Origin of the sequence: Exiguobacterium sp., from assembly GCF_020832205.1 — a bacterium.
Classification (GTDB): Bacteria; Bacillota; Bacilli; order Exiguobacteriales; family Exiguobacteriaceae; genus Exiguobacterium.
Genome location: NZ_JAFIFD010000024.1, coordinates 49,789 through 68,226 on the forward strand (window position 1 = coordinate 49,789; position 18,438 = coordinate 68,226).

Here is an 18,438-nt window from a genome sequence, read left to right on the forward strand (position 1 = left end):
TCCTATTTAAAATGTCGCTTCCAATTTTTTCTCTTTACCCGCCATCCAGACTTCGCTATAGACGGGCCGTCATGCTTCGTGAACGAGCTGCTTGGTAAGTCGGCTAGCTCATAACCAGACGTCGGCAACCATTCGGCATATGTCTTGGCCATCGTCTCCTGGAGCGTCTCTGGGAAAGGCCAAGTATTCGGAAAAACTGCCCACAGGTTCGACGCAGCAGTAACGGGAGGGCCCGGTCTTGCATCAAAATAAACAAGTCCATAACGGATTGCCTTCTGTCGTTCATTTTAAAAATCAGGTAATTACCGATAACTCCTCCTATAATGAAACAGAACACTGTCACCAATCGCTCATTAAGAAGGAGGAAGAGTCGATGAAGAAACTACTTTATGCCACCGTCGCAGGGATTGCGCTATTCACGATGAGCGTTACCCCGACGTCATCCGTCGATGCCGCTGCCAAGAAATTCAAGAACTGCACCGAGTTAAACAAAACGTATAAAGGCGGAGTCGCAAAAAACAAGACCGTCAAAAATGTAGGTGGAAAAACAAAATTTAAACCGCATGTCGATGCAGCGCTGTATCAAGCAAACATCACGAAAGACCGGGATAAAGACGGCATCGCTTGTGAACGATAACAGACTGGGGGCTCGTCCTCAGTCTGTTTTATTTTTGAACTCGTATGTCACGTTACCGGCAGCATCATACCCGGTGATTAACTCGATTGACTCGATTTGATCGACGATGACGAACCAGACATCATTCCCGGCCTTCGTCTTTAACAACTCTGGTTCGTACTGCTCTCCGTTCAATTCGACGACGACTCGAGTCGTCATGCCTTGGTTCACGCCGTAGAGGATGTCGTAGGGCACACCCCCTGACCGATTTTCGCACGTTTGGCCGGCAGTCGACCACATGAGATCTTCCTCAGACAGAGAAATCGAAGCGATCGACTCGATGCGGTCGTCGATGGTAATTTCGAGGCCAACGCCTTGTGTGGATGTGTCGTCGCTCAACTCGTCGACATAACGTTGCGTGAAAAAGCGAAGACTCATGTCACGGTCAGTCAGGTCGTAAGTGAGAATCGGTTCCGCTCCCTCAGGCAACTGGGGTTGCTTCGTCTTCTCAACTCCCCAGGCAACTCCGGCTGATAACAACAATACGGAAACAATCATCAGGACAATCTTTTGCTGACGCTTCATCTAAGACCACTCACTTTCTGAGATTGTAAAAACTGGAGCACCTGTTCAATCGGGAACGCAGGGTTCCAATGGACGAAATGGCCCCCAGTCAGACGTATGTAGGTAATTGGCAGCTCATGCCGTTGCAGGTCGATAATGGCTGACTTCGTCAATCGGGCTTCTTTGGCGTCCAGTCCGACAAAATCAGCGTAGACGAGCAAGGTCGGTACTTGAAGTGAACGCATAAGAAATGGCACATCAAGGTGATAGAAGCCGAACAACAACTGTAATCCACCTCGTTCGAGCTTGGCTGGTGCGTCCAACGCATGACGAATCTCATCTCGTTCAGGGAGACCGGTCTGCTTACAAAAAACTTGGAACCTGTCATCTGAGATGGATGAGGACGGTTTGTCCGACACCACTTTTCGTTCGATGTGCTCTAAAAACCGCGGTCCTAGCAGACGATAGAGTCCGCTCAAGATCGGTACTGCGAAGCCAAAGACCTCATACTCTTTTATAGGAACGCGCGGGAACGACTTGTGTCCTTGGTCGAGCAACACGAGCCGCTCCACTTGTTCGGGATAATGAACAGCGAAAGCGAGCGCGACGGCGCCGCCGAGCGAGTGAGCGATCACGTGTACGGGACCGAGTCGCCGGGACTCTACGTAGCCTTTGACCCAATCGGCCAACTGTTTGGCATCGACAACCTGTCCTATCCCTTCGCTTCTTCCGAACCCGGGCAAATCCAGCAAATGGACCTCAAATTCGTCGCGCAACGCCTCGGCGAGCGAACGCCCTTCCTCTCCAGTGAATCCACCGGACGGTAAAAACAAAACGGGGATCCCACGCCCGACCACTTCTGCATGATAACGACTCACTCGACTCACCCCTTTCAACTCCCAATATCTGTATGTGTCTATTGTACGGGAAGAGACCAAAAAATTGTAGAAAAGTTCCTCATCTCGCCAGATGATTGCGTATAAATCGGGGTATATCTATAATGACATGTGTTCAGTCGCACTTGTCGTTTTTCTATGTCGTCCGTTACGTAGACAAGGAGGAATGCTGTGTGAAATTATCAGGGAAGACAGCGCTTGTGACCGGTGCCGGTTCAGGGATGGGACTCGCCATCGCCAAGCTTTTCGCAAAAGAAGGGGCGCGCATCGTCGCCGTCGACATGAACGGGGATGCGGTCGAAGCGGCGGTGCGTGACATTAAGGATGCTGGCGGCGAAGCGGTCGCGGTCGCGGGGAACGTCACGAAGCAGGAAGACATCGACAAGATGGTTGAGACGGCAACGAATATGTTCGGCTCCCTCGACATCTTGGTCAACAACGCCGGCATCATGGACAACTTCTTGACGGTCGGAGAAGTGACCGACGAAGTGTGGGACCGGGTCATCGCCGTCAACTTGACTGGACCGATGAAATTGGCCCGGGCCGCGATTCAGGTCATGGACAAGCAAGACTCGGGCGGAGTCATCATCAATAACGCCTCGGTCGGGGGGCTATTCGGGACGCGGGGCGGTGCTTCGTACGTCGCTTCGAAACATGCACTGATCGGATTGACGAAAAACATTGCCGCAACATACGGTACGTTCCATAAGATTCGGGCGAACGCGATTGCCCCGGGCGGTGTGAATACGAACATCGGCGCCACGATCACCGCACCGAGCGAACTCGGGATGCGGGCCATCCAAGGAGCAGGGGAGGCACCGATGGGCGAACCGGAACAGATTGCCAAGGTCGCGCTCTTCCTCGCCTCGGATGATTCAAGTTTCGTCAACGGTGACGTGCTGAAAGCAGACGGCGGTTGGACCGCTCGCTAACTACAAAAATAGCCGACTCATGTCGGCTTTTAGTTTGCCTTCTTTCCTTTACGGTAGGCAAGTGGCGTAACTTTATGTACTTTCTTAAACGTTTGGACGAAATGGCTGACGCTCGAATAGCCGAACTGGTCCGCGATCACGGCGACCGAATCAGACGTCTCCTTTAATCGACGCGCCGCCGCTTCCATCCGGACGTCACACGCATATGAGAGCGGGGTCGTCTCACACCACTTCGTGAAATAGCGGCAACATTCCGCTCGGCTCAAGCCCCCCGCAGTGGCGATTTGCTCGAGAGTCAGACGATGCGTGACGTGTGCATGGATATGAGCGAGCATCGCCGTCATCCGATCTTTCCCCGTCATGCGTGGAGGTTCCTCGCATTTTTGCTGTATCCAATAGCGCCAGAGGACGGTCGATTGGAGCGCGGCGTCGAGACAAGAGAACGGGGTATCGGATTTAACGGTCCGGGCTACCTTATCGATTGTATCAAGCACCGCCTTTTCGGGGCGATTTGTCGGTGTCAGCTGTTTCCTCGTCAGATGAGACGTGTTCATATAAGGCGTCACATACTGTTCCGCCAACGCCGGTGCGAACAAATCATACGGGTCGACCTTGATCTCCACGAGACGGGTCTCGTCGGTCCATCCGACGCGTCTCATCAATTGCCCCGGACCGACAAGGAGCCCCGTTCCCGTTTTGAGCCGGATCTTTTCCCCATTGAGCAACAAGTCGGCTCGACCTTGCCTGACGATGAACGCATGGAAATGCGTCGTCACGTCTAATCCGATCGTCGGCACCTGTTCGCCCGACCATTCTACATAAAGAATCGTTCCTGTATCGTTCAAACTCATCCACCTCAACAATAGAACATTTCTTTTGAATTTCCGCCGTCCTGATAATCTATTTCCAGTTAAAAAGACGATGATTCTGACATTTCTGATCCATCCTCGCGAAAATGGACGAATCATGTTCCTTCTATATAATGGCGTTAAAAGATGAAGTACGCCGTGATGCCTGCGTGAATCAAGATCGCAATCGGCACGCCGAGCCGAAAGGCTGGCTTCAACGTCTTGTGACGAAACAGCCGCATCGCCACATACGCGCCGAACGCCCCGCCGACCCATACCATCGTGAGCAACGTTTTTTCCGAAATACGCCACGAACCGGCTTTTGCCCGTCGTTTATCGAGAAAGAATGTCATAAAAGCTAGTAAATTAGTCACAATGTAATATAGCAGTAATAGTTCCAAAGACTATCCACCCCTTTCTTCTCCGTTCAGTATACCTCGAAACGGCTCAACAAAGCCATTTGTATCCGATTTGTAAGAAACTCACCCTTGACTTCGCACCAATAAAGTTCTGTAACTGAACTGATATCACTCTCATATCGCACTGTAACGGCGCTGAAATATAGAGGTGTTACAGTTAGGGAGCGTTAGAAAAGGGAGGAATATTCTTATGAAAAAACCACTATTGACACTAACGGCACTCGCTGGCCTTAGTTTAGGAGTCGCTGCTCCAGCTTCGGCAGCATCAACACACACAGTTCAGTCTGGAGATACATTGTATCGTATCGCCGTGAACAACAACGTCTCTGTAAACGACATTAAACAAGCGAACGGCTTAAACTCAAATATGATCTACCCGAACCAAGTATTGAAACTTGGCAAGGCAGAAGCAAAAGCTTCGAACTCATCTAATACGTATACAGTTAAATCAGGCGACACGTTGTATCGAATCGCGACTAACAACGGCGTCACTGTCAACCAATTGATGACTTGGAACGGTCTCTCATCGGATCTTATCTTCCCAGGTCAACAATTCGCGGTGAAAGGCGCAGCCGCTGCATCAGTAGCGAATAACGCCCCTGCAGCGAAACCAAAAGCTTCAACATCTACACCTGTGACGAAACAGTCTACGTCGACAACGCAAACTCAAGCTCCGGCTTCGGGTAAGACGATGACAGTTGAAGCCACAGCTTATACACCATACTGTGCAGGATGCTCAGGTATCACAGCAACAGGAATCGACGTCCGTTCAAACCCGAACCAAAAAGTCATCGCGGTTGACCCTTCAGTCATCCCGCTCGGCTCTAAAGTTTATGTTGAAGGTTACGGCGAAGCCATCGCTGGAGACACTGGCGGCGCAATCAAAGGGAACAAAATCGATCTCTTGATGCCGACACAAGAACAAGCGATCCAATTTGGTCGTCAATCTGTCAAAATCACAGTATTAAACTAATTCGTACGACCCCAAAAACACCGCATACGCGGTGTTTTTTTGTGTCTTCATCTTTGACGATGGCGGGTAAACAACAGGAAAGGGAAGGTGAATCAAATGCTGACGACAGAAATCATCTTAAGCGTGCTCGGGATGATCTTGATCATTCTGAACATGATATTCGCCATCACCATCATCTTTTTCGAACGACGCGACATCGGCTCGACGTGGGCCTGGCTTCTCGTCTTGTTCTTTTTGCCGCTCGTCGGCTTCTTCATCTATATCTTCTTCGGACGCTTGATCAAGTCGAACAATTTTTATCAAGTCGATGAAGAACGACGGATCGAATACGCTCATCACGTCCAACAACAGCTCGACGAACTAGACGCAAGGCAAGACTTGTTCACGAGCGATCCGCTCCTATCGAAGTACCGGCGCCTCGCCCGTCTGAACTTGCTGTCGACGAACGCCCTCGTGACGTATCATAACGCCATTCAAGTCATTCATGATGGGGAGCAGAAGTTTGAGGCATTGTTTCATGATATCGATGCGGCAACGAGCGAAATCAACATCCAATACTACATCATCCAAAACGATTCGCTCGGCCAAGCGCTCATCGCTGCTCTCACGGAGCGGGCGAAGCAAGGTGTCCGTGTCCGTCTCTTGTATGACGCGGTCGGATCCCGTGGCTTGCGGCGGCATCATTTCAAAGAGCTGCTCGCCCATGGAGGTGAAGTGAAATCGTTCTTTCCGTCACGGCTTGGCATCAACTTCCGTGTCAACAACCGGAACCACCGCAAGTTGTGTGTCATCGATGGCGAAATCGGCTATATCGGTGGCTTCAATGTCGGTAATGAGTATTTAGGGACGAATCGACAGTTCGGCTATTGGCGCGACGTTCACTTGCGCATCCGAGGTGAAGCCGTGCGCGAGCTGCTCGAACGTTTCCTGCTCGACTGGAACCGCTCCGTCCCGACAAAGCAGAAGACGGAGAAAGAAGCGTTCGTCTGGCCGCAAGGGACGCTTGACACATTCGCTGCACCGGTCCAAATCGTCACGTCGGGCCCGAATTCGACGACCGAGCATTTGAAAAACATGCTCGTCAAAATGATCACCGAGGCGAAAGACGCCATCTATATCCAAACCCCTTACTTCATCCCTGACGCGAGTTTCCTTGATGCGTGTCGAATCGCGCTCATGTCCGGGACAAAGATCCATTTGATGATCCCGAACAAACCGGACCATATGTTTGTCTACTGGGCGACGTACGCCAACGCGGCCGAACTCGTCCGTTACGGCGCTGACGTCTACACGTATGAGAAAGGGTTTTTGCACGCGAAGACGCTCGTCATCGATCATGAGGTCGCCTCGATCGGGACGACGAACATCGACGCCCGAAGTTTTCATTTGAATTTCGAGATTTCGGCCCTCGTCTATGATGAGACGGTCGCCCGTTCTGTCATCGAGGCGTTCGAGCGTGATACGGCATGCGCCGAACGATTGACGATCGAGCGCTACGAGACGCGGACGAAATGGATTCGCTTCAAAGAGAGCGTATCCCGGTTGCTCAGCCCGATCTTATAAGAAAAGACCAGCGCTGGACCCTTCAAGGTCGCGCTGGTCTTATTGTTTGAGCACTTTTTTGACATGTTGCTCGAACGCTTCGACAATCGGGTTCGGGGCATCCTTCTCCCCGTATTCGGCCGCCTCGAGCCAAGAGGCAAAGAGCGGGGCGTCGGTGAACCGGATGCGTGTCAGCCAATCATGCGCCGTCTCTTCTCGATGACGCGGATGAGCCTTCTCGAGCCGTCGCCCGGCATCGAGTAACCGGACATGCTTCGGTGTCCGCACGGCACGTGACGACCGCATGTGCGGCGTATGGGTCCGTCTTGGTACGACCGCGTCTTCTTGTACCTCGTTCCGCTTTCGCACATAGAAGAACAAAGCGAGACCCGCGACCAGTAAGAAAATGAAGAATCCGAGGAAGAGCATCGTCTGATTCGACGCCGTCTCGAAGAACGTCTCATTCGTCATCGTCTCCGCATCGAGGTTCGGGTTGTCCGGCACCATGAAGCGGTTCACCCGGTCCGACGGGTCGAGCGTGATGCCGTCGAACCAACCGCCAAGCCACATGAGGAACGGACTGACCCATGCGACCAAGTCCCCGAACAAGAGCTCTTTCACCGTACGGAGAAGCAAGGCGAGGACGAGACCGACGGTGAGCCCGATGAAGAGCATCGACAACATCCGTTTGTAGTCACGTCGGTAATAGAGGCTCCGTTGCCAGAACAAGAACAGGAACGGAAACGCAATCATCGCGAGCGGCTGCGACGCCGGCGGGAACAACCAATCGGCGATAAGGAACAGAACGCTCGCGATCGCGTAGCGGTCCGTCCAGTCGAGCGTCCGGATGAAGGCATGGACGTATGTGAACAAGAGCAACGTGATGCTCATCTCATAGGAAAAGAAAAGCGCCGCGACGCTTAACGCTGTCTGAGCCCCAAGTTGCCAATTGCGCGGCAGACGGAGGGTGAAGAGATAGACGAGCGGGAAGACGTGACCGACATAGAAGGCGGCAAATACCCACCACAACAGTTTCATCGTCCGTCACCTCCAAGGCGAAGAATCGACTGGCTGCCCCCGTACTTCGCGACTTTCCGTTCGAACAACGACCGCGCGAGCGGGAAGTCACGCTCTGATAGACAAGCGAGCGTTGTCATCACTTTGCGGAAATGGGTCTCACCGCTTCCCGGGGCAAGGTCGTACGTGATGCCGTCTTTTGTGAGCGTCGGCACGATGAGTCCGTAGCTCGCGTTCTCTTTCTCGAAGTCGCGGCATAATGCGGCTGCCTGTGAGATCAACCGCTCCATCTGATGGGTGAGGGCGCGCCCGTCTTTCGTCAGCAAGTCGAGGACGACGACGTACTCGTTCGCCTGGACGGGTTGCTCGGTCCGGGCGAGCAGTTCCCCCGTCTTCGCGTACGCTGACCAGTATAGTTGTCGCATCGGCTGTCCGTGGTACGGCGCCACCGATTGGAACGTCTCCGGGTCGCGATAAGCACTATGACGTACCATCTCTTCTCCCGGTAACGTCGGAGGTCGTTTCGGGATCGGATATGGCAAAAAGTCTGGAAAGACGTAACCGATCCGTTCGAGCGGTTCTTCTTTATAGAGCGAGAACATGCGGAGCGGGTCGCGAATCTCCATGCCGATCGCTTCGATCCGAATCGGTCCGCGTTTGATTGCCTTTAGCGGCAACGTATACCCGACTTCCGCTTCCCGGCCGACATAGTTCTCTTGGCGCCAAAACGCGTGGTCCTCCGAATCGACGGTCGGATGCAGGTAACCCGACAACCGGACGACGCCGAGCGGCACCGGCGCCGTCGACAGCAAGTTGATCGTATACGTCTCCTCGTCCCCCGGGAACAGCTTCAACTCATCGGTCACGTCGACATGCACATGATCGGCGAGACGGAACAACAGCTCCGGCATGATGAGCGCATACAGGCTGAAGCCGAGAATCGCACTCGCGAGGAAGACGTTGCCGTACAGAGCGATGAACACCCCGACGACGAACAAGAGCCACATATACCCGGACTCGAGGTAGCGAGGGCTGACGAGTTGCATGTCACACCTCTGATGGGACCGCGATGGTCTCAAGAACAGACTTGATGAGTTTTGCCGGTTTCGTCTTGAGCGACGCCTCGACCGTCAGTACGACACGGTGGCCAAGAATCGGCAAGGCGAGCGCCCGAATGTCTTCCGGTGACACGTAATCGCGTCCGTCCATGAAAGCGTGGGCCCGTGCTGCCATCGTATAGGCAAGCGTCGCACGCGGGCTCGGACCGACCTCGATGTCCCGGTGATGGCGTAGCGCCTCGACGAAATCGAGGAGATAATCCTCTATCGCCTCGTGGAACGTCACGTCACGGACCGCTTGTTGCATCTTGGCGAGTTCGTCTTGTTTCAGCGTGAACGGCGCCGCACTCAAATGTTCGTTCCGAAGCAGTCGACGTTCCGATTCACGAGATAACGGTGCGAGCGACAGTTTGAACAAGAAACGGTCAAGTTGGGCTTGTGGGAGCGGGAACGTGCCTTGCCCGTCGAACGGGTTTTGCGTCGCGATGACGAAAAACGGGTCCGGTAGACGGAGTGAGACTTCCCCGAGTGTCACTTGGCGTTCCTGCATCGCCTCAAGGAGTGCGGATTGCGTCCGTGGCGTCGTCCGGTTGATCTCATCGACGAGCAAGATCGATGTGAAGATTGGTCCAGTCCGGCGCTCGAATGAACCGGTCGTCGGATTGAACAGCTCCATCCCTAAAATATCGCTCGGAAGCGTGTCCGGCGTACATTGCACCCGTTGGAAGGCAGCAGACACGGAAGAGGCGAGACTCCGTGCGAGCGTCGTCTTCCCGGTCCCCGGCCGGTCTTCAAGCAGTACGTGTCCGCCAGAAAGGAGGGCGATCGTCGACAGCTTGATGGCTTTCGACTGTCCGATCACCTGGTCGTTCAAATATGTGGTCCATGGTTGTATCATTTTAGTTCCCCCGTCTTTTTCTGAATATTTAAGAAAATCATAGCACATTAAAACGCTCGTATGATACGAAAAGAAAAAACGATGACGGCAGCGTCATCGTTTCGGTGAATCCAAGTAGCGTTCAAAATGCCGTTCGAGCCAGTCTTGGAAGAACGACATGAACGTGCAGATGCCCCAATAGATGAGGGCGACGACCAAATAGACCGTCATGTAATCGAACTCGCGGCCCCCGACGATCTTCGCCTTGTTGAAGATCTCAGGGACGGTGATCATGGCCGCGAGCGAGCTCGCTTTGATCAAGTCGAGAAACACGTTCGAGAGCGGGGGGAGCGCGATCCGTGTCGCTTGTGGCAAGATGACCCCTTTGAGCGTCAGCCACTTGTTCATCCCGAGCGAGCGGGCCGCTTCGACCTGTCCGTTATCCACTGCCCGAATCGAGGCCCGGATGATCTCGGCGATATAGGCGGCCGAGTTCAAACTGAACCCGATGATCGCCGCCGTCAACGCCGCAAACTGAATCCCGATGAACGGGAATCCGGAATATAAGATAAACAAAATGATCAGAATCGGGACACCGCGCATGAACGAGATATAAAACGTCGACGGGAAGCGCAACAAACGCGACGGTGACAGCTTACCGAGGGCAAGGATGAGCCCGAGCACGAGTCCGAAGAACATGCTGACGAATGAGATCCATAGCGTGTTCGGCAGTCCTCCGAGAAGATACGGGAACGAGCGGATGGCCAAGTCGGCGTCAAAGATCGCCTCCCATTTCACTCCTTCGAACATGCTCAGTCCAATTCGACGATCGTCGCATCGACGTCCGGCTCGACCGAGACGTCCGCGCCGTTATAGAACTTCTCCGACAATTCTTTCACCGTACCGTCCTCAAGCATCTCAGCGAGAACGCGGTCGATGTTTTGTTGCAACTCATCGTTCTCTTTCGCCATGAGGAACGCGACTTCTTGCGGGTTGTAGGCGATATCCGGGTGGATGGCGATATCAAACTCCGGGAAGAAGGCTAGGGCGAGCGTCTGCAAGTAGTAGTCGTTCAAGATGACATCGGTCCGCCCCGTCGAGACGTCACGAAGATACTGGTCGTTCGTCGCGTTATCATAGATCACTTCTTCTGCTCCGTACTGACGGGCCACTTCCATGAAGACGGTCGTCGCTTCACCAGCGGCTCTCTTGCCTTTCAAGTCCTCGAGCGAGTCGATGCCTGAGAGGTCACTCTTTCGGACGATGGCCGTCCCGTACGTGTACTTATAAGGCGTCGAGAACGCGAACTTTTCTTTCCGGTCTTCTGTGACCGAAATATCGTTCGCCGCGACGTCGACTTGCCCGTTTTGAACGCTCGTCAACATGTTGTCAAACGCCATCTCTTTGAATTGAACCTCGAGGTCAAGCCGTTGCCCGATCTCTTTCATCAACTCGACATCGAATCCTGTCAACTCGTCGCTCTCTTCAGCCCGGAACGAAGCAGGGTAGAGCGTGCCGGCCGTACCGACCGTAAGTGTACCTTCTTCTTTGATCTCGTCCCAGCGCGAAGTCTCGGCCTGATCGGTGCTAGAATCACCACACGCCGCGAGCGGGACAGCGAGTAATAGGGATGCTGCCAAACCTTTTGTCATACGTTTCATTCAAGTTCCTCCTTAAGTTATCATCTGTCTAAAAATAGCATGACACTAGTCCTGTGGCAACTCCTAAACACTTTGAAACAGGCGATAAATTATATTTGAAACATAAATACATAAAGCGCTAACATGTCCTTGAATGAACGATTCAGTGAAGTGACACAGTTTATCTATTTATTCGAAACAGATATGAATTTGTATAAAAAGGATTTGAGCGGGTGGGGACGAACTACGTTCAAAAATGAACGAAATTGAGTCACCAAACCGTTAATGTTGACTATAGAGAAAGAGGATTTTCACATCAATATAGCAAATCATGTAAAATACGAATGGTATGCAGCTATCTTTGCATCCAATTACAATCATCTAGCTCCGGAGGATGGACCAACCATGACATTTATGACTATGATCGTCGTTTTAATAATCGGCTTACTCACACTTTTGATCGGACTATTTATGAAGAAAAGATGGGTTACCATCTTTTCCCTCATTCCGCTCGCGTTATCGCTTTGGAATTTCATGACCCTATTCTTTATGGGTATGTAATGTGCGTGCGTGACGATCACAATAAAAGAAGGGGATGCGAATGGCGAAATCGGAAAGATGCAACGTCAATAAAGAGGTGCCGGCTAAACTAGAATTGCAGGCTCTAATTGATGATAAAGACGGATTAAAACTCGTGTTTACCGATGCGGATGAGAACAACTATACATTCTTATTTGACGGACTTGTGTTTTCGTATCGAAATACAGACGAAGGAACGCTTTTCAAAATGCTAGACCATCTATACAAACATTATGACGCGGATTATTTTGGCGACTGGACACTCTTCCAAGTGACCGATTCAAACTATTTGGAATGGCTAGCTGAAGAGTCAGACAACATTTACGAAAAAATCTATGATATTCACCATTATGTGTTCCTGACACCACATGATGTAATCGAAGTGTTGTCGACAGAACCTCCAAGTTTGATTTCATAACCGCCACTGTATGGCTAGTCTGAGGAGACGATATAGGAGCGGCCAAAAGGAGAAAGATCCAATGAGAGAATTCCTAGATATCTCGATTCAAGCGTTAAATGAGGATTCCGTCAGCGTCGTGAACGAGGCAAATGATCCGTTTCCAGTCATCGGGAAAATCATTCCGAGCTTTAGTGACGGAGTTTGGACGTATGAGGAACAGTTATATGGGAAAGTTCAAGAGACGAGATTCCCGGACGATTCACTGGACTGGTCTGAATACATCAATCGTGAGGACAAACAAGTATTCTTGGCATTCGATGAGACGGCTTGTATCGGACAAATCCGCGTCGTAAGAGACTGGAACCGTTTTGCATATATCGAGAACATCGCTGTGCAGAAAGCGTATCGAAACAGCGGGCTCGGTCATATGCTGATCGGTGTTGCAGAAACGTGGGCAAAAGAGCAATCGTTGCTTGGATTGTCGCTCGAAGCGCAGAACGATAATGTGATCGCGTGTCGATTTTATACGAAAGAAGGGTTCGAACTCGGTGGTGTGGATACGCTAAAGCAAACCGGCAATCCGAACATCGAACTGACGTTGTATTGGTACAAGATATTCTGAGTTGCAGCTGAGAGGCGAGACGTCAAATCTGACATTGCGTTTCTCTTTTTTCTTCTAGTTAACATAACATATATTATCAGTGAAAATAAAACTCCGTCTCAATCCTTTAGTATACTTAAAGAAGTGAGACGGAATGTGAGATTGAGAGCTGAGATTCAATTTCTAGTGAATCGGATCAATGTGACACCTGGTTCGGGCTCGAACTCAGCGCTCGGTTCAAACCCCAGTTTCATATAAAGCCGCTTCGCCGGTCCGTTATGTTTCCCAGTGTGCACATAGACAAGTTTGTCTTCATGCAAACTGAGCACGTGTTCGAGCAACGTCGTCGCCAGACGTGCCCTGAAATACGTCGGATCGATGCATAGTTTCGTGACCTCGACCGTGTTCTCGGCCGCTTCGATCGTGATGAACCCGATCAGCCGCTCGTCATTATACAAGCCGTAACTCGTGCCCGGCAAGTTTTGAATGACCTCGACCGTCTCGTACCGGGCTGGAATCTCATCAAACCCGATCAATTCGGCCTCGACTGCATAGGCGTTTCGTTGGATCTCGAGCATTTGCTCAGCCGCTGCATAATTCGTCGTATAAATTTCACGTAACTCCATCATGTGGCACCTCCGGCATCATCTGGCAAACAACCGTGCTTGCTTACGTTTGGCGCGTTTAAGCGCACGATATAACCGATGCGTCCCGGCAATCTCCGGACCGTGACCGACGAACGTATGTCGCGGCGCCAAGTCGATCAGCCGCTCAGCATTCTCGACCGCTGCCCGTTTATCCCATGTCGCCCACCCAGGAAGCGGAAAGAGCGGTCTGACATCCCCCGCCACCGCGACTCCCCCGTGGGATTGGAATGCGTCGCCGGCGAACAGTATGCGGTTGCCCTCGTCGAAATAAGCGATGGAACCCGGCGTATGCCCCGCTGCCGGATACACACGAAGACCAAACAACCGCTCCCCGGGATCCAACAACTGGTCGGGTAACGAATGGATTTTGGGGAGGGAACCTTTTACTTTCAACTCTCGTTCATCTGGATCTAACGTCCGATCCCCGTCGAGCAACCTCGCATCCCGACGCGACACGTACAGCTCCGCATGGGGGTGAGCCTTCAAAATCGCGTCGACGCCCCCGACATGGTCTCCGTGGGCGTGTGTCAATAAAATCGCGAGAAGCGGCTGTTCGAGCGCCTCGATGTACGCGAGGATGTCTGCCGCATTCCGTTCCAAAGCGGTATCGATCAAGACGAGCCCTAGTTCCTTCTCGATCAATTGTACGTTGATCGGCAGCACCGGTGCATAAAACGTCAGCTGGTGAACATGTTCTAGACGTGTGACCAACACAAAATCCCCTCCCCCTTAATCGAACAACGTGACCCAGTCGTCTTGCCAACGGGCCTCAAAACACATATGAAGCTGTTCAAGCGTATTCCGGGCAAGCGAGAGCGGAGGCAAGTCGTCTCGGCCGAAGAAGCCGACGTCACTCGTTTCTTGGCTCACCTGCGCCTCCCCGCCGATCACTTCGCACTCGATGAACAGCTTATAGTAGTGCTGGGACAAAGGCGGATGTGGATGGTGATGCATATCGAATAAGGCGACAAGCCGAATCGGGGCTACATCGAAGCCTGACTCTTCCTCAATCTCTTTGACGATGTTCTCCGCCGGGGACAACCCGACTTCGCAGAAGCCGCCCGGGAGCGTCCATAGACCGTCAGAGCGTTCTTTGACGAGCAACAAGCGGTCCTCCCGAAACACGACACCGCGAACATCGAGCTTCGGAGTCGGATAACCGTCGACATGAATAAGCTCTGTCCGCTCATGAAGCGCTAGATTCGACTGCTGTTCAAACATCTCAGTCGCGATTTGTTGGATCTCGAGATAGCGTTCCCGGTCGTACTCGTCTTTCGTGAACGTCTGGCCGGCCTGTGAGAGCGCCTGGAGCCGTTTGGCCCACATGAGCCATTGTGACATAGTCATCCCTCCATCGTTTGTCCTGTTTATCCATTTCGCCATATGAGCGAGTTGTTCCTTTTTCCTCGTACCCGCTCCTCCTAAAAAGTATATGATGACAGCATGATTCATAAATAAAGGCCGTGTTCGATCATTCTTCGAAATAAAAAGTATCGGTAATAAAATAATCGCGCCCGTTCCGTTCACACCAGTCGAGAAAACGTTCCTGCCCCGAATCCGATTGCGTATATGTGACCCAATCCGCGAGCAACTCACTATGGTAACTCAATTCGATCTCATAACCCGCTCGTTTCTCCTCATTCAATACATGGTGGATCAACTTTCTCGCTTCTGCGATGGTTGCGCGATCCCGATTGACCTCGCCGAGATACACGTTTTCGTTAATATGGTGAAACGAGAACTTAAGGGTAGAGATTTTATGAGTCATGAGTGCCTCGATCGCACGCTGTTCTGCCATTCCCCCAAGTTCGATTGCTCGTTCGAGTCGTTCGTGCCATAACTCTTCAAACGCATAAAGGCCGAGCCAACGGTATGGACGAGCGTCTTCAGATGACCGCTCCGTCCACTCAACGAGCGTCGGTTTTAGTATGTTCGTGACGAGTGGATACACGAATACATCAGGGACATCGTCTTGCCGTGTTGGTTCACTGAGCGTGAACAGCCAGGCGACGAACTCCTGTCGTTGCTCGAAATCACAATCCTTCACTGTTTCAATAAACGGTGTCAGCGCAGCGAGTGCCTGTTTCCGAAATCCCCGATCCTTCAATTCACAAAACGTGCGGAACTCCGGGTAGTTGTTCATGTTTGGGTCGTTCAGTAATTCTCGCATGGAATGATTGCCTCGTTTCTTGTTGAGCGTTATCTCACCACGTACTCATTCACAATGTACCTTGAAACAAAAGTACCCGATACGTTCTGTACTTCCCCTGATTGCACATCGTTTGGTCATAACCGATCTCGGAACGATTACTCCTGTACAACCTGTCACCTCCCTAAAGAACTGTTTTCCAATTCTACTCACTCTCAGTATAACGAAACAAAAAAACCCTGCACAACGGCTGTTGTACAAGGGTTTTCGCATTAATCGAGGTACACGTCCTCAATTTCACCGAACGTCTCCTCGTCAAAGACGAACGAGCCGTTGGCGTAGCGGTCTAAGAGCGTCAATTGCTTCGCCTTGACCGTCTTCGCTTTCTCTTTGCCGACGATGTGGATTGTCTCATCCCCATGCACCGGCAAGACACGGCGAATCTGGTGCGGTTTCGATTTGACCTCACGGATGAGCATCGTCCCGCGCAAGTTGCGGTTCGTGCAGTCGAACTGGTCCTCGAGCTTCATTTTCTTGACGGCCCCGCGTTGCGTCACGAGGACGAACATCGGCGGCGTGAAGAAAGCGAACGCGTCGGCGACGAGATCTCCGTCTTTCAAATTCATCGCTTTGACACCAGCGGCTCGCTGGCCGACGACCGGTACGTCATCTTCTTTGAACCAGAGCCCGTAACCCCGCTCCGACACGAGGAAGAGTTGACCTGGACCGTCACTGATCCCGGCGAAGACGACCTCGTCATCACCTTTCAGCTTCAGTGCCATGAGCGCCTTCGACTTGCGCTGGGCGTCATAGTCACGGAGCGGTGTCCGTTTGACCATCCCTTCACGCGTGACGAACAGGCAGTGCGCGTCCGACTCGAACGTCGAGACGACGTCAGCCGACACGACTTGCTCGCCTTCGATCGGCACGAGGTTGGCCACGTGTTGACCGGCGTCTTTCCATTTTGACTCCGGAATCTGATGGACCGGGATGAGCAGGTAGCTGCCTTTGTTCGTCCAGACGAGCAGATGGTCCGTCGTCATCGCCTGCGTGACGAGGACAGGACGGTCTTTCTGTTTCATCTCCGGCATATCGTCGCTCGAGGCGCCATATGAGCGCATCGATGAGCGTTTGACGTAGCCATCGCGGCTGACGAACACCATCGTCTCCTCGACGGCGATCATGACCTCGGTCTTCAGTTTCAACTCTTCGACCTCTGACTCGATGACCGAGCGCCGTGCGTCGCCGAACTCGTCACGGAGCGCTGTCAACTCTTTCGAGATGAGCTTCCGCTTCGTCGCATCGACGTTCAAAATATTGGCGAGACGGCCAATCTCTTTCTGGAGCGCCGACGCTTCTTTTTGAAGCTCGACGATATCCGTGTTCGTCAAACGATACAATTGAAGCATGACGACCGCTTCGGCTTGACGGTCCGAGAACGAGAAGCGTGTCATAAGCTTCTGCTTCGCCTCAGCCTTGTCTTTCGCCGACCGGATGAGTTCGAGCGTCTCGTCTAAGACCGAGATGGCCTGTTCGAGCGCATCGACGATTTCGGCGCGTTTCTTCGCCTGGTCGAGCTCGAACGTCGTCCGGCGGGTGACGACTTCTTCAACGTGTTTCAAATACGCGTCGATGATCGGCAAGAGTCCCATCTGTTTCGGCGTCCGGTTGACGATGGCGACCATGTTGTAGTTATAGGCGAGTTGCAGGTCGGTATGCTTCAAGAAGAAGTGGAGCACACCTTCCGCATCGGCTTCTTTTTTCAACTCGATGACGACGCGGACACCGGTCCGGTCCGTCTCGTCACGGACTTCGGCGACGCCTTCAACTTTCTTGTCGAGACGAAGCTCTTCCATCTTCTTGACGAGGTTCGCCTTGTTCACCTCATACGGGAGCTCGGTGATCGTAATCTGTTCACGTCCGCCTTTGAGCGGCTCGACGACCGATTTGGCGCGGATGATGACTTTTCCTTTGCCGGTCTCGAACGCCTTCAAGATGCCGTCGCGTCCCATGACGATCCCACCGGACGGGAAGTCCGGTCCTTGCATATATTCGAGGGCGTCTGTCGCCGTATCGACCTCGCCTTTCAAGCGGGCGATGGCGAGATTGAGCACCTCGGTCAAGTTGTGCGGCGGAATCTCGGTCGCATAACCTGCGGAAATCCCTGTCGTCCCGTTCATGAGCAAGTTCGGGAGGAGTGAAGGCAAGACGAGCGGTTCTTCGGTCGAATCGTCAAAGTTCGGCGTGTAGTCGACCGTGTTCTTCGCGATCGACGTCAGCATGACACCGGCGATCTTCGATAACCGGGCCTCGGTGTACCGCATCGCGGCAGCCGAGTCGCCGTCCATCGAGCCGTTGTTCCCGTGCATGTCGATCAGCGGATAACGCAACTTCCAGTCCTGCGACAAGCGCACCATCGCCTCATAGACGGAGCTGTCACCGTGCGGGTGATAGTTACCGATGACGTTCCCGACCGTCTTGGCCGATTTGCGGTACGGTTTCTCGTTCGTGTTGCCTTCATGGTGCATCGCATACAGGATGCGGCGCTGGACGGGTTTGAGCCCGTCGCGCGCGTCCGGGAGGGCCCGGTCCTGGATGATATATTTCGAGTAACGCCCGAAGCGGTCACCGACGACCTGTTCGAGCGACAAGTTTAAAATGTGTTGAATCGTCGACATCG

Annotated in this window: 21 protein-coding genes; 6 read left to right on the plus strand and 15 right to left on the minus strand. The window is 52.6% G+C overall.

All coding sequences use genetic code 11. The features are described 5' to 3' along the window. Positions 1 to 2: 2 nt before the first annotated feature. The gene (locus tag JJU47_RS14605; RefSeq protein WP_300997485.1) at positions 3 to 152 is read right to left on the minus strand and encodes a hypothetical protein; all 150 of its coding nucleotides are present in this window, start codon (positions 150 to 152) and stop codon (positions 3 to 5) included. Between the two features lie 221 nt (positions 153 to 373). Here JJU47_RS14605 and JJU47_RS05530 point away from each other — a divergent pair, with 221 nt between their 5' ends. Beyond that, positions 374 to 637: an excalibur calcium-binding domain-containing protein gene (locus JJU47_RS05530; RefSeq protein WP_228616910.1), complete on the plus strand. Its 264-nt coding sequence runs from the start codon at positions 374 to 376 to the stop codon at positions 635 to 637. 18 nt (positions 638 to 655) lie between these two features. Here the strand turns inward: JJU47_RS05530 and JJU47_RS05535 are convergent, their stop codons facing one another. Next, complete coding sequence (locus JJU47_RS05535; RefSeq protein ID WP_228616912.1) at positions 656 to 1,201, minus strand: hypothetical protein; 546 nt, start codon at positions 1,199 to 1,201, stop codon at positions 656 to 658. Further along, positions 1,198 to 2,058 carry an alpha/beta fold hydrolase gene (locus tag JJU47_RS05540; protein ID WP_228616914.1) on the minus strand — a complete coding sequence of 287 codons (861 nt, stop codon included), beginning with the start codon at positions 2,056 to 2,058 and terminating at the stop codon, positions 1,198 to 1,200. The genes JJU47_RS05535 and JJU47_RS05540 overlap by 4 nt, the downstream gene beginning before the upstream one ends. Before the next feature lie 191 nt (positions 2,059 to 2,249). On the opposite strand from JJU47_RS05540, the gene JJU47_RS05545 reads away from it, so the two are divergent. Further along, positions 2,250 to 3,008 (plus strand): glucose 1-dehydrogenase, encoded by a 759-nt coding sequence (locus JJU47_RS05545; RefSeq protein ID WP_228616916.1) that lies wholly within the window; start codon positions 2,250 to 2,252, stop codon positions 3,006 to 3,008. 29 nt (positions 3,009 to 3,037) lie between these two features. Here JJU47_RS05545 and JJU47_RS05550 read toward each other — a convergent pair whose 3' ends face one another. Both JJU47_RS05550 and JJU47_RS05555 read right to left on the minus strand, forming a co-directional pair. Then, complete coding sequence (locus JJU47_RS05550; RefSeq protein ID WP_228616918.1) at positions 3,038 to 3,853, minus strand: AraC family transcriptional regulator; 816 nt, start codon at positions 3,851 to 3,853, stop codon at positions 3,038 to 3,040. A gap of 143 nt (positions 3,854 to 3,996) precedes the next feature. After that, entirely contained in the window at positions 3,997 to 4,257 is a 261-nt protein-coding gene (locus tag JJU47_RS05555) for a DUF1294 domain-containing protein (protein ID WP_228616921.1), read from the minus strand. 208 nt (positions 4,258 to 4,465) lie between these two features. Between JJU47_RS05555 and JJU47_RS05560 the strand changes: the two genes are divergently transcribed. Continuing rightward, complete coding sequence (locus JJU47_RS05560; RefSeq protein ID WP_228616923.1) at positions 4,466 to 5,248, plus strand: LysM peptidoglycan-binding and 3D domain-containing protein; 783 nt, start codon at positions 4,466 to 4,468, stop codon at positions 5,246 to 5,248. 96 nt (positions 5,249 to 5,344) lie between these two features. Further along, positions 5,345 to 6,811 (plus strand): cardiolipin synthase, encoded by a 1,467-nt coding sequence (cls, locus tag JJU47_RS05565; RefSeq protein ID WP_228616925.1) that lies wholly within the window; start codon positions 5,345 to 5,347, stop codon positions 6,809 to 6,811. A 39-nt stretch (positions 6,812 to 6,850) separates the two neighbouring features. On the opposite strand, the gene JJU47_RS05570 is transcribed toward cls, so the two are convergent. From JJU47_RS05570 to JJU47_RS05590, 5 genes are all read right to left on the minus strand, one after another. Next, complete coding sequence (locus tag JJU47_RS05570; protein ID WP_228616927.1) at positions 6,851 to 7,828, minus strand: hypothetical protein; 978 nt, start codon at positions 7,826 to 7,828, stop codon at positions 6,851 to 6,853. Next, positions 7,825 to 8,853: a DUF58 domain-containing protein gene (locus JJU47_RS05575; RefSeq protein ID WP_228616929.1), complete on the minus strand. Its 1,029-nt coding sequence runs from the start codon at positions 8,851 to 8,853 to the stop codon at positions 7,825 to 7,827. Before JJU47_RS05575 ends, JJU47_RS05570 begins: the two co-directional genes overlap by 4 nt. Before the next feature lies 1 nt (position 8,854). After that, positions 8,855 to 9,763 carry an AAA family ATPase gene (locus JJU47_RS05580; protein WP_228616931.1) on the minus strand — a complete coding sequence of 303 codons (909 nt, stop codon included), beginning with the start codon at positions 9,761 to 9,763 and terminating at the stop codon, positions 8,855 to 8,857. 93 nt (positions 9,764 to 9,856) lie between these two features. Next, positions 9,857 to 10,552: an amino acid ABC transporter permease gene (locus JJU47_RS05585; RefSeq protein ID WP_228616933.1), complete on the minus strand. Its 696-nt coding sequence runs from the start codon at positions 10,550 to 10,552 to the stop codon at positions 9,857 to 9,859. Positions 10,553 to 10,554: 2 nt separating this feature from the next. Continuing rightward, the gene (locus JJU47_RS05590) at positions 10,555 to 11,403 is read right to left on the minus strand and encodes a transporter substrate-binding domain-containing protein (RefSeq protein ID WP_228616935.1); all 849 of its coding nucleotides are present in this window, start codon (positions 11,401 to 11,403) and stop codon (positions 10,555 to 10,557) included. 580 nt (positions 11,404 to 11,983) lie between these two features. Here JJU47_RS05590 and JJU47_RS05595 point away from each other — a divergent pair. Together JJU47_RS05595 and JJU47_RS05600 are read left to right on the plus strand one after the other, a co-directional pair. Beyond that, positions 11,984 to 12,379 carry a hypothetical protein gene (locus tag JJU47_RS05595; RefSeq protein WP_228616937.1) on the plus strand — a complete coding sequence of 132 codons (396 nt, stop codon included), beginning with the start codon at positions 11,984 to 11,986 and terminating at the stop codon, positions 12,377 to 12,379. Between the two features lie 61 nt (positions 12,380 to 12,440). After that, positions 12,441 to 12,983, plus strand: a complete 543-nt coding sequence (locus tag JJU47_RS05600; RefSeq protein WP_228616940.1) for a GNAT family N-acetyltransferase — start codon at positions 12,441 to 12,443, stop codon at positions 12,981 to 12,983. Between the two features lie 155 nt (positions 12,984 to 13,138). On the opposite strand, the gene JJU47_RS05605 is transcribed toward JJU47_RS05600, so the two are convergent. From JJU47_RS05605 to parC, 5 genes are all read right to left on the minus strand, one after another. Beyond that, a complete protein-coding gene (locus tag JJU47_RS05605) occupies positions 13,139 to 13,588 on the minus strand; it encodes a GNAT family N-acetyltransferase (RefSeq protein ID WP_228616942.1) in 450 nt (149 codons plus the stop codon). An 18-nt stretch (positions 13,589 to 13,606) separates the two neighbouring features. Further along, positions 13,607 to 14,323 carry an MBL fold metallo-hydrolase gene (locus tag JJU47_RS05610; RefSeq protein ID WP_228616944.1) on the minus strand — a complete coding sequence of 239 codons (717 nt, stop codon included), beginning with the start codon at positions 14,321 to 14,323 and terminating at the stop codon, positions 13,607 to 13,609. 15 nt (positions 14,324 to 14,338) lie between these two features. Beyond that, a complete protein-coding gene (locus JJU47_RS05615) occupies positions 14,339 to 14,950 on the minus strand; it encodes an NUDIX hydrolase (protein WP_228616946.1) in 612 nt (203 codons plus the stop codon). A gap of 130 nt (positions 14,951 to 15,080) precedes the next feature. Further along, entirely contained in the window at positions 15,081 to 15,779 is a 699-nt protein-coding gene (locus JJU47_RS05620) for a hypothetical protein (RefSeq protein WP_228616948.1), read from the minus strand. Between the two features lie 251 nt (positions 15,780 to 16,030). Continuing rightward, a complete protein-coding gene (gene parC, locus JJU47_RS05625) occupies positions 16,031 to 18,436 on the minus strand; it encodes a DNA topoisomerase IV subunit A (RefSeq protein ID WP_228616950.1) in 2,406 nt (801 codons plus the stop codon). Positions 18,437 to 18,438 lie beyond the last annotated feature (2 nt).

Excerpts from the sequence above, each read along its gene's own strand:
- JJU47_RS14605 (WP_300997485.1), bottom strand. The coding sequence starts at position 152 with ATGGCCAAGACATATGCCGAATGGTTGCCGACGTCTGGTTATGAGCTA.
- JJU47_RS05530 (WP_228616910.1), top strand. The coding sequence starts at position 374 with ATGAAGAAACTACTTTATGCCACCGTCGCAGGGATTGCGCTATTCACG.
- JJU47_RS05535 (WP_228616912.1), bottom strand. The coding sequence starts at position 1,201 with ATGAAGCGTCAGCAAAAGATTGTCCTGATGATTGTTTCCGTATTGTTG.
- JJU47_RS05560 (WP_228616923.1), top strand. The coding sequence starts at position 4,466 with ATGAAAAAACCACTATTGACACTAACGGCACTCGCTGGCCTTAGTTTA.
- cls (WP_228616925.1), top strand. The coding sequence starts at position 5,345 with ATGCTGACGACAGAAATCATCTTAAGCGTGCTCGGGATGATCTTGATC.
- JJU47_RS05570 (WP_228616927.1), bottom strand. The coding sequence starts at position 7,828 with ATGAAACTGTTGTGGTGGGTATTTGCCGCCTTCTATGTCGGTCACGTC.
- JJU47_RS05575 (WP_228616929.1), bottom strand. The coding sequence starts at position 8,853 with ATGCAACTCGTCAGCCCTCGCTACCTCGAGTCCGGGTATATGTGGCTC.
- JJU47_RS05580 (WP_228616931.1), bottom strand. The coding sequence starts at position 9,763 with ATGATACAACCATGGACCACATATTTGAACGACCAGGTGATCGGACAG.
- JJU47_RS05585 (WP_228616933.1), bottom strand. The coding sequence starts at position 10,552 with ATGTTCGAAGGAGTGAAATGGGAGGCGATCTTTGACGCCGACTTGGCC.
- JJU47_RS05590 (WP_228616935.1), bottom strand. The coding sequence starts at position 11,403 with ATGAAACGTATGACAAAAGGTTTGGCAGCATCCCTATTACTCGCTGTC.
- JJU47_RS05595 (WP_228616937.1), top strand. The coding sequence starts at position 11,984 with ATGGCGAAATCGGAAAGATGCAACGTCAATAAAGAGGTGCCGGCTAAA.
- JJU47_RS05600 (WP_228616940.1), top strand. The coding sequence starts at position 12,441 with ATGAGAGAATTCCTAGATATCTCGATTCAAGCGTTAAATGAGGATTCC.
- JJU47_RS05605 (WP_228616942.1), bottom strand. The coding sequence starts at position 13,588 with ATGGAGTTACGTGAAATTTATACGACGAATTATGCAGCGGCTGAGCAA.
- JJU47_RS05615 (WP_228616946.1), bottom strand. The coding sequence starts at position 14,950 with ATGTCACAATGGCTCATGTGGGCCAAACGGCTCCAGGCGCTCTCACAG.
- JJU47_RS05620 (WP_228616948.1), bottom strand. The coding sequence starts at position 15,779 with ATGCGAGAATTACTGAACGACCCAAACATGAACAACTACCCGGAGTTC.
- parC (WP_228616950.1), bottom strand. The coding sequence starts at position 18,436 with ATGTCGACGATTCAACACATTTTAAACTTGTCGCTCGAACAGGTCGTC.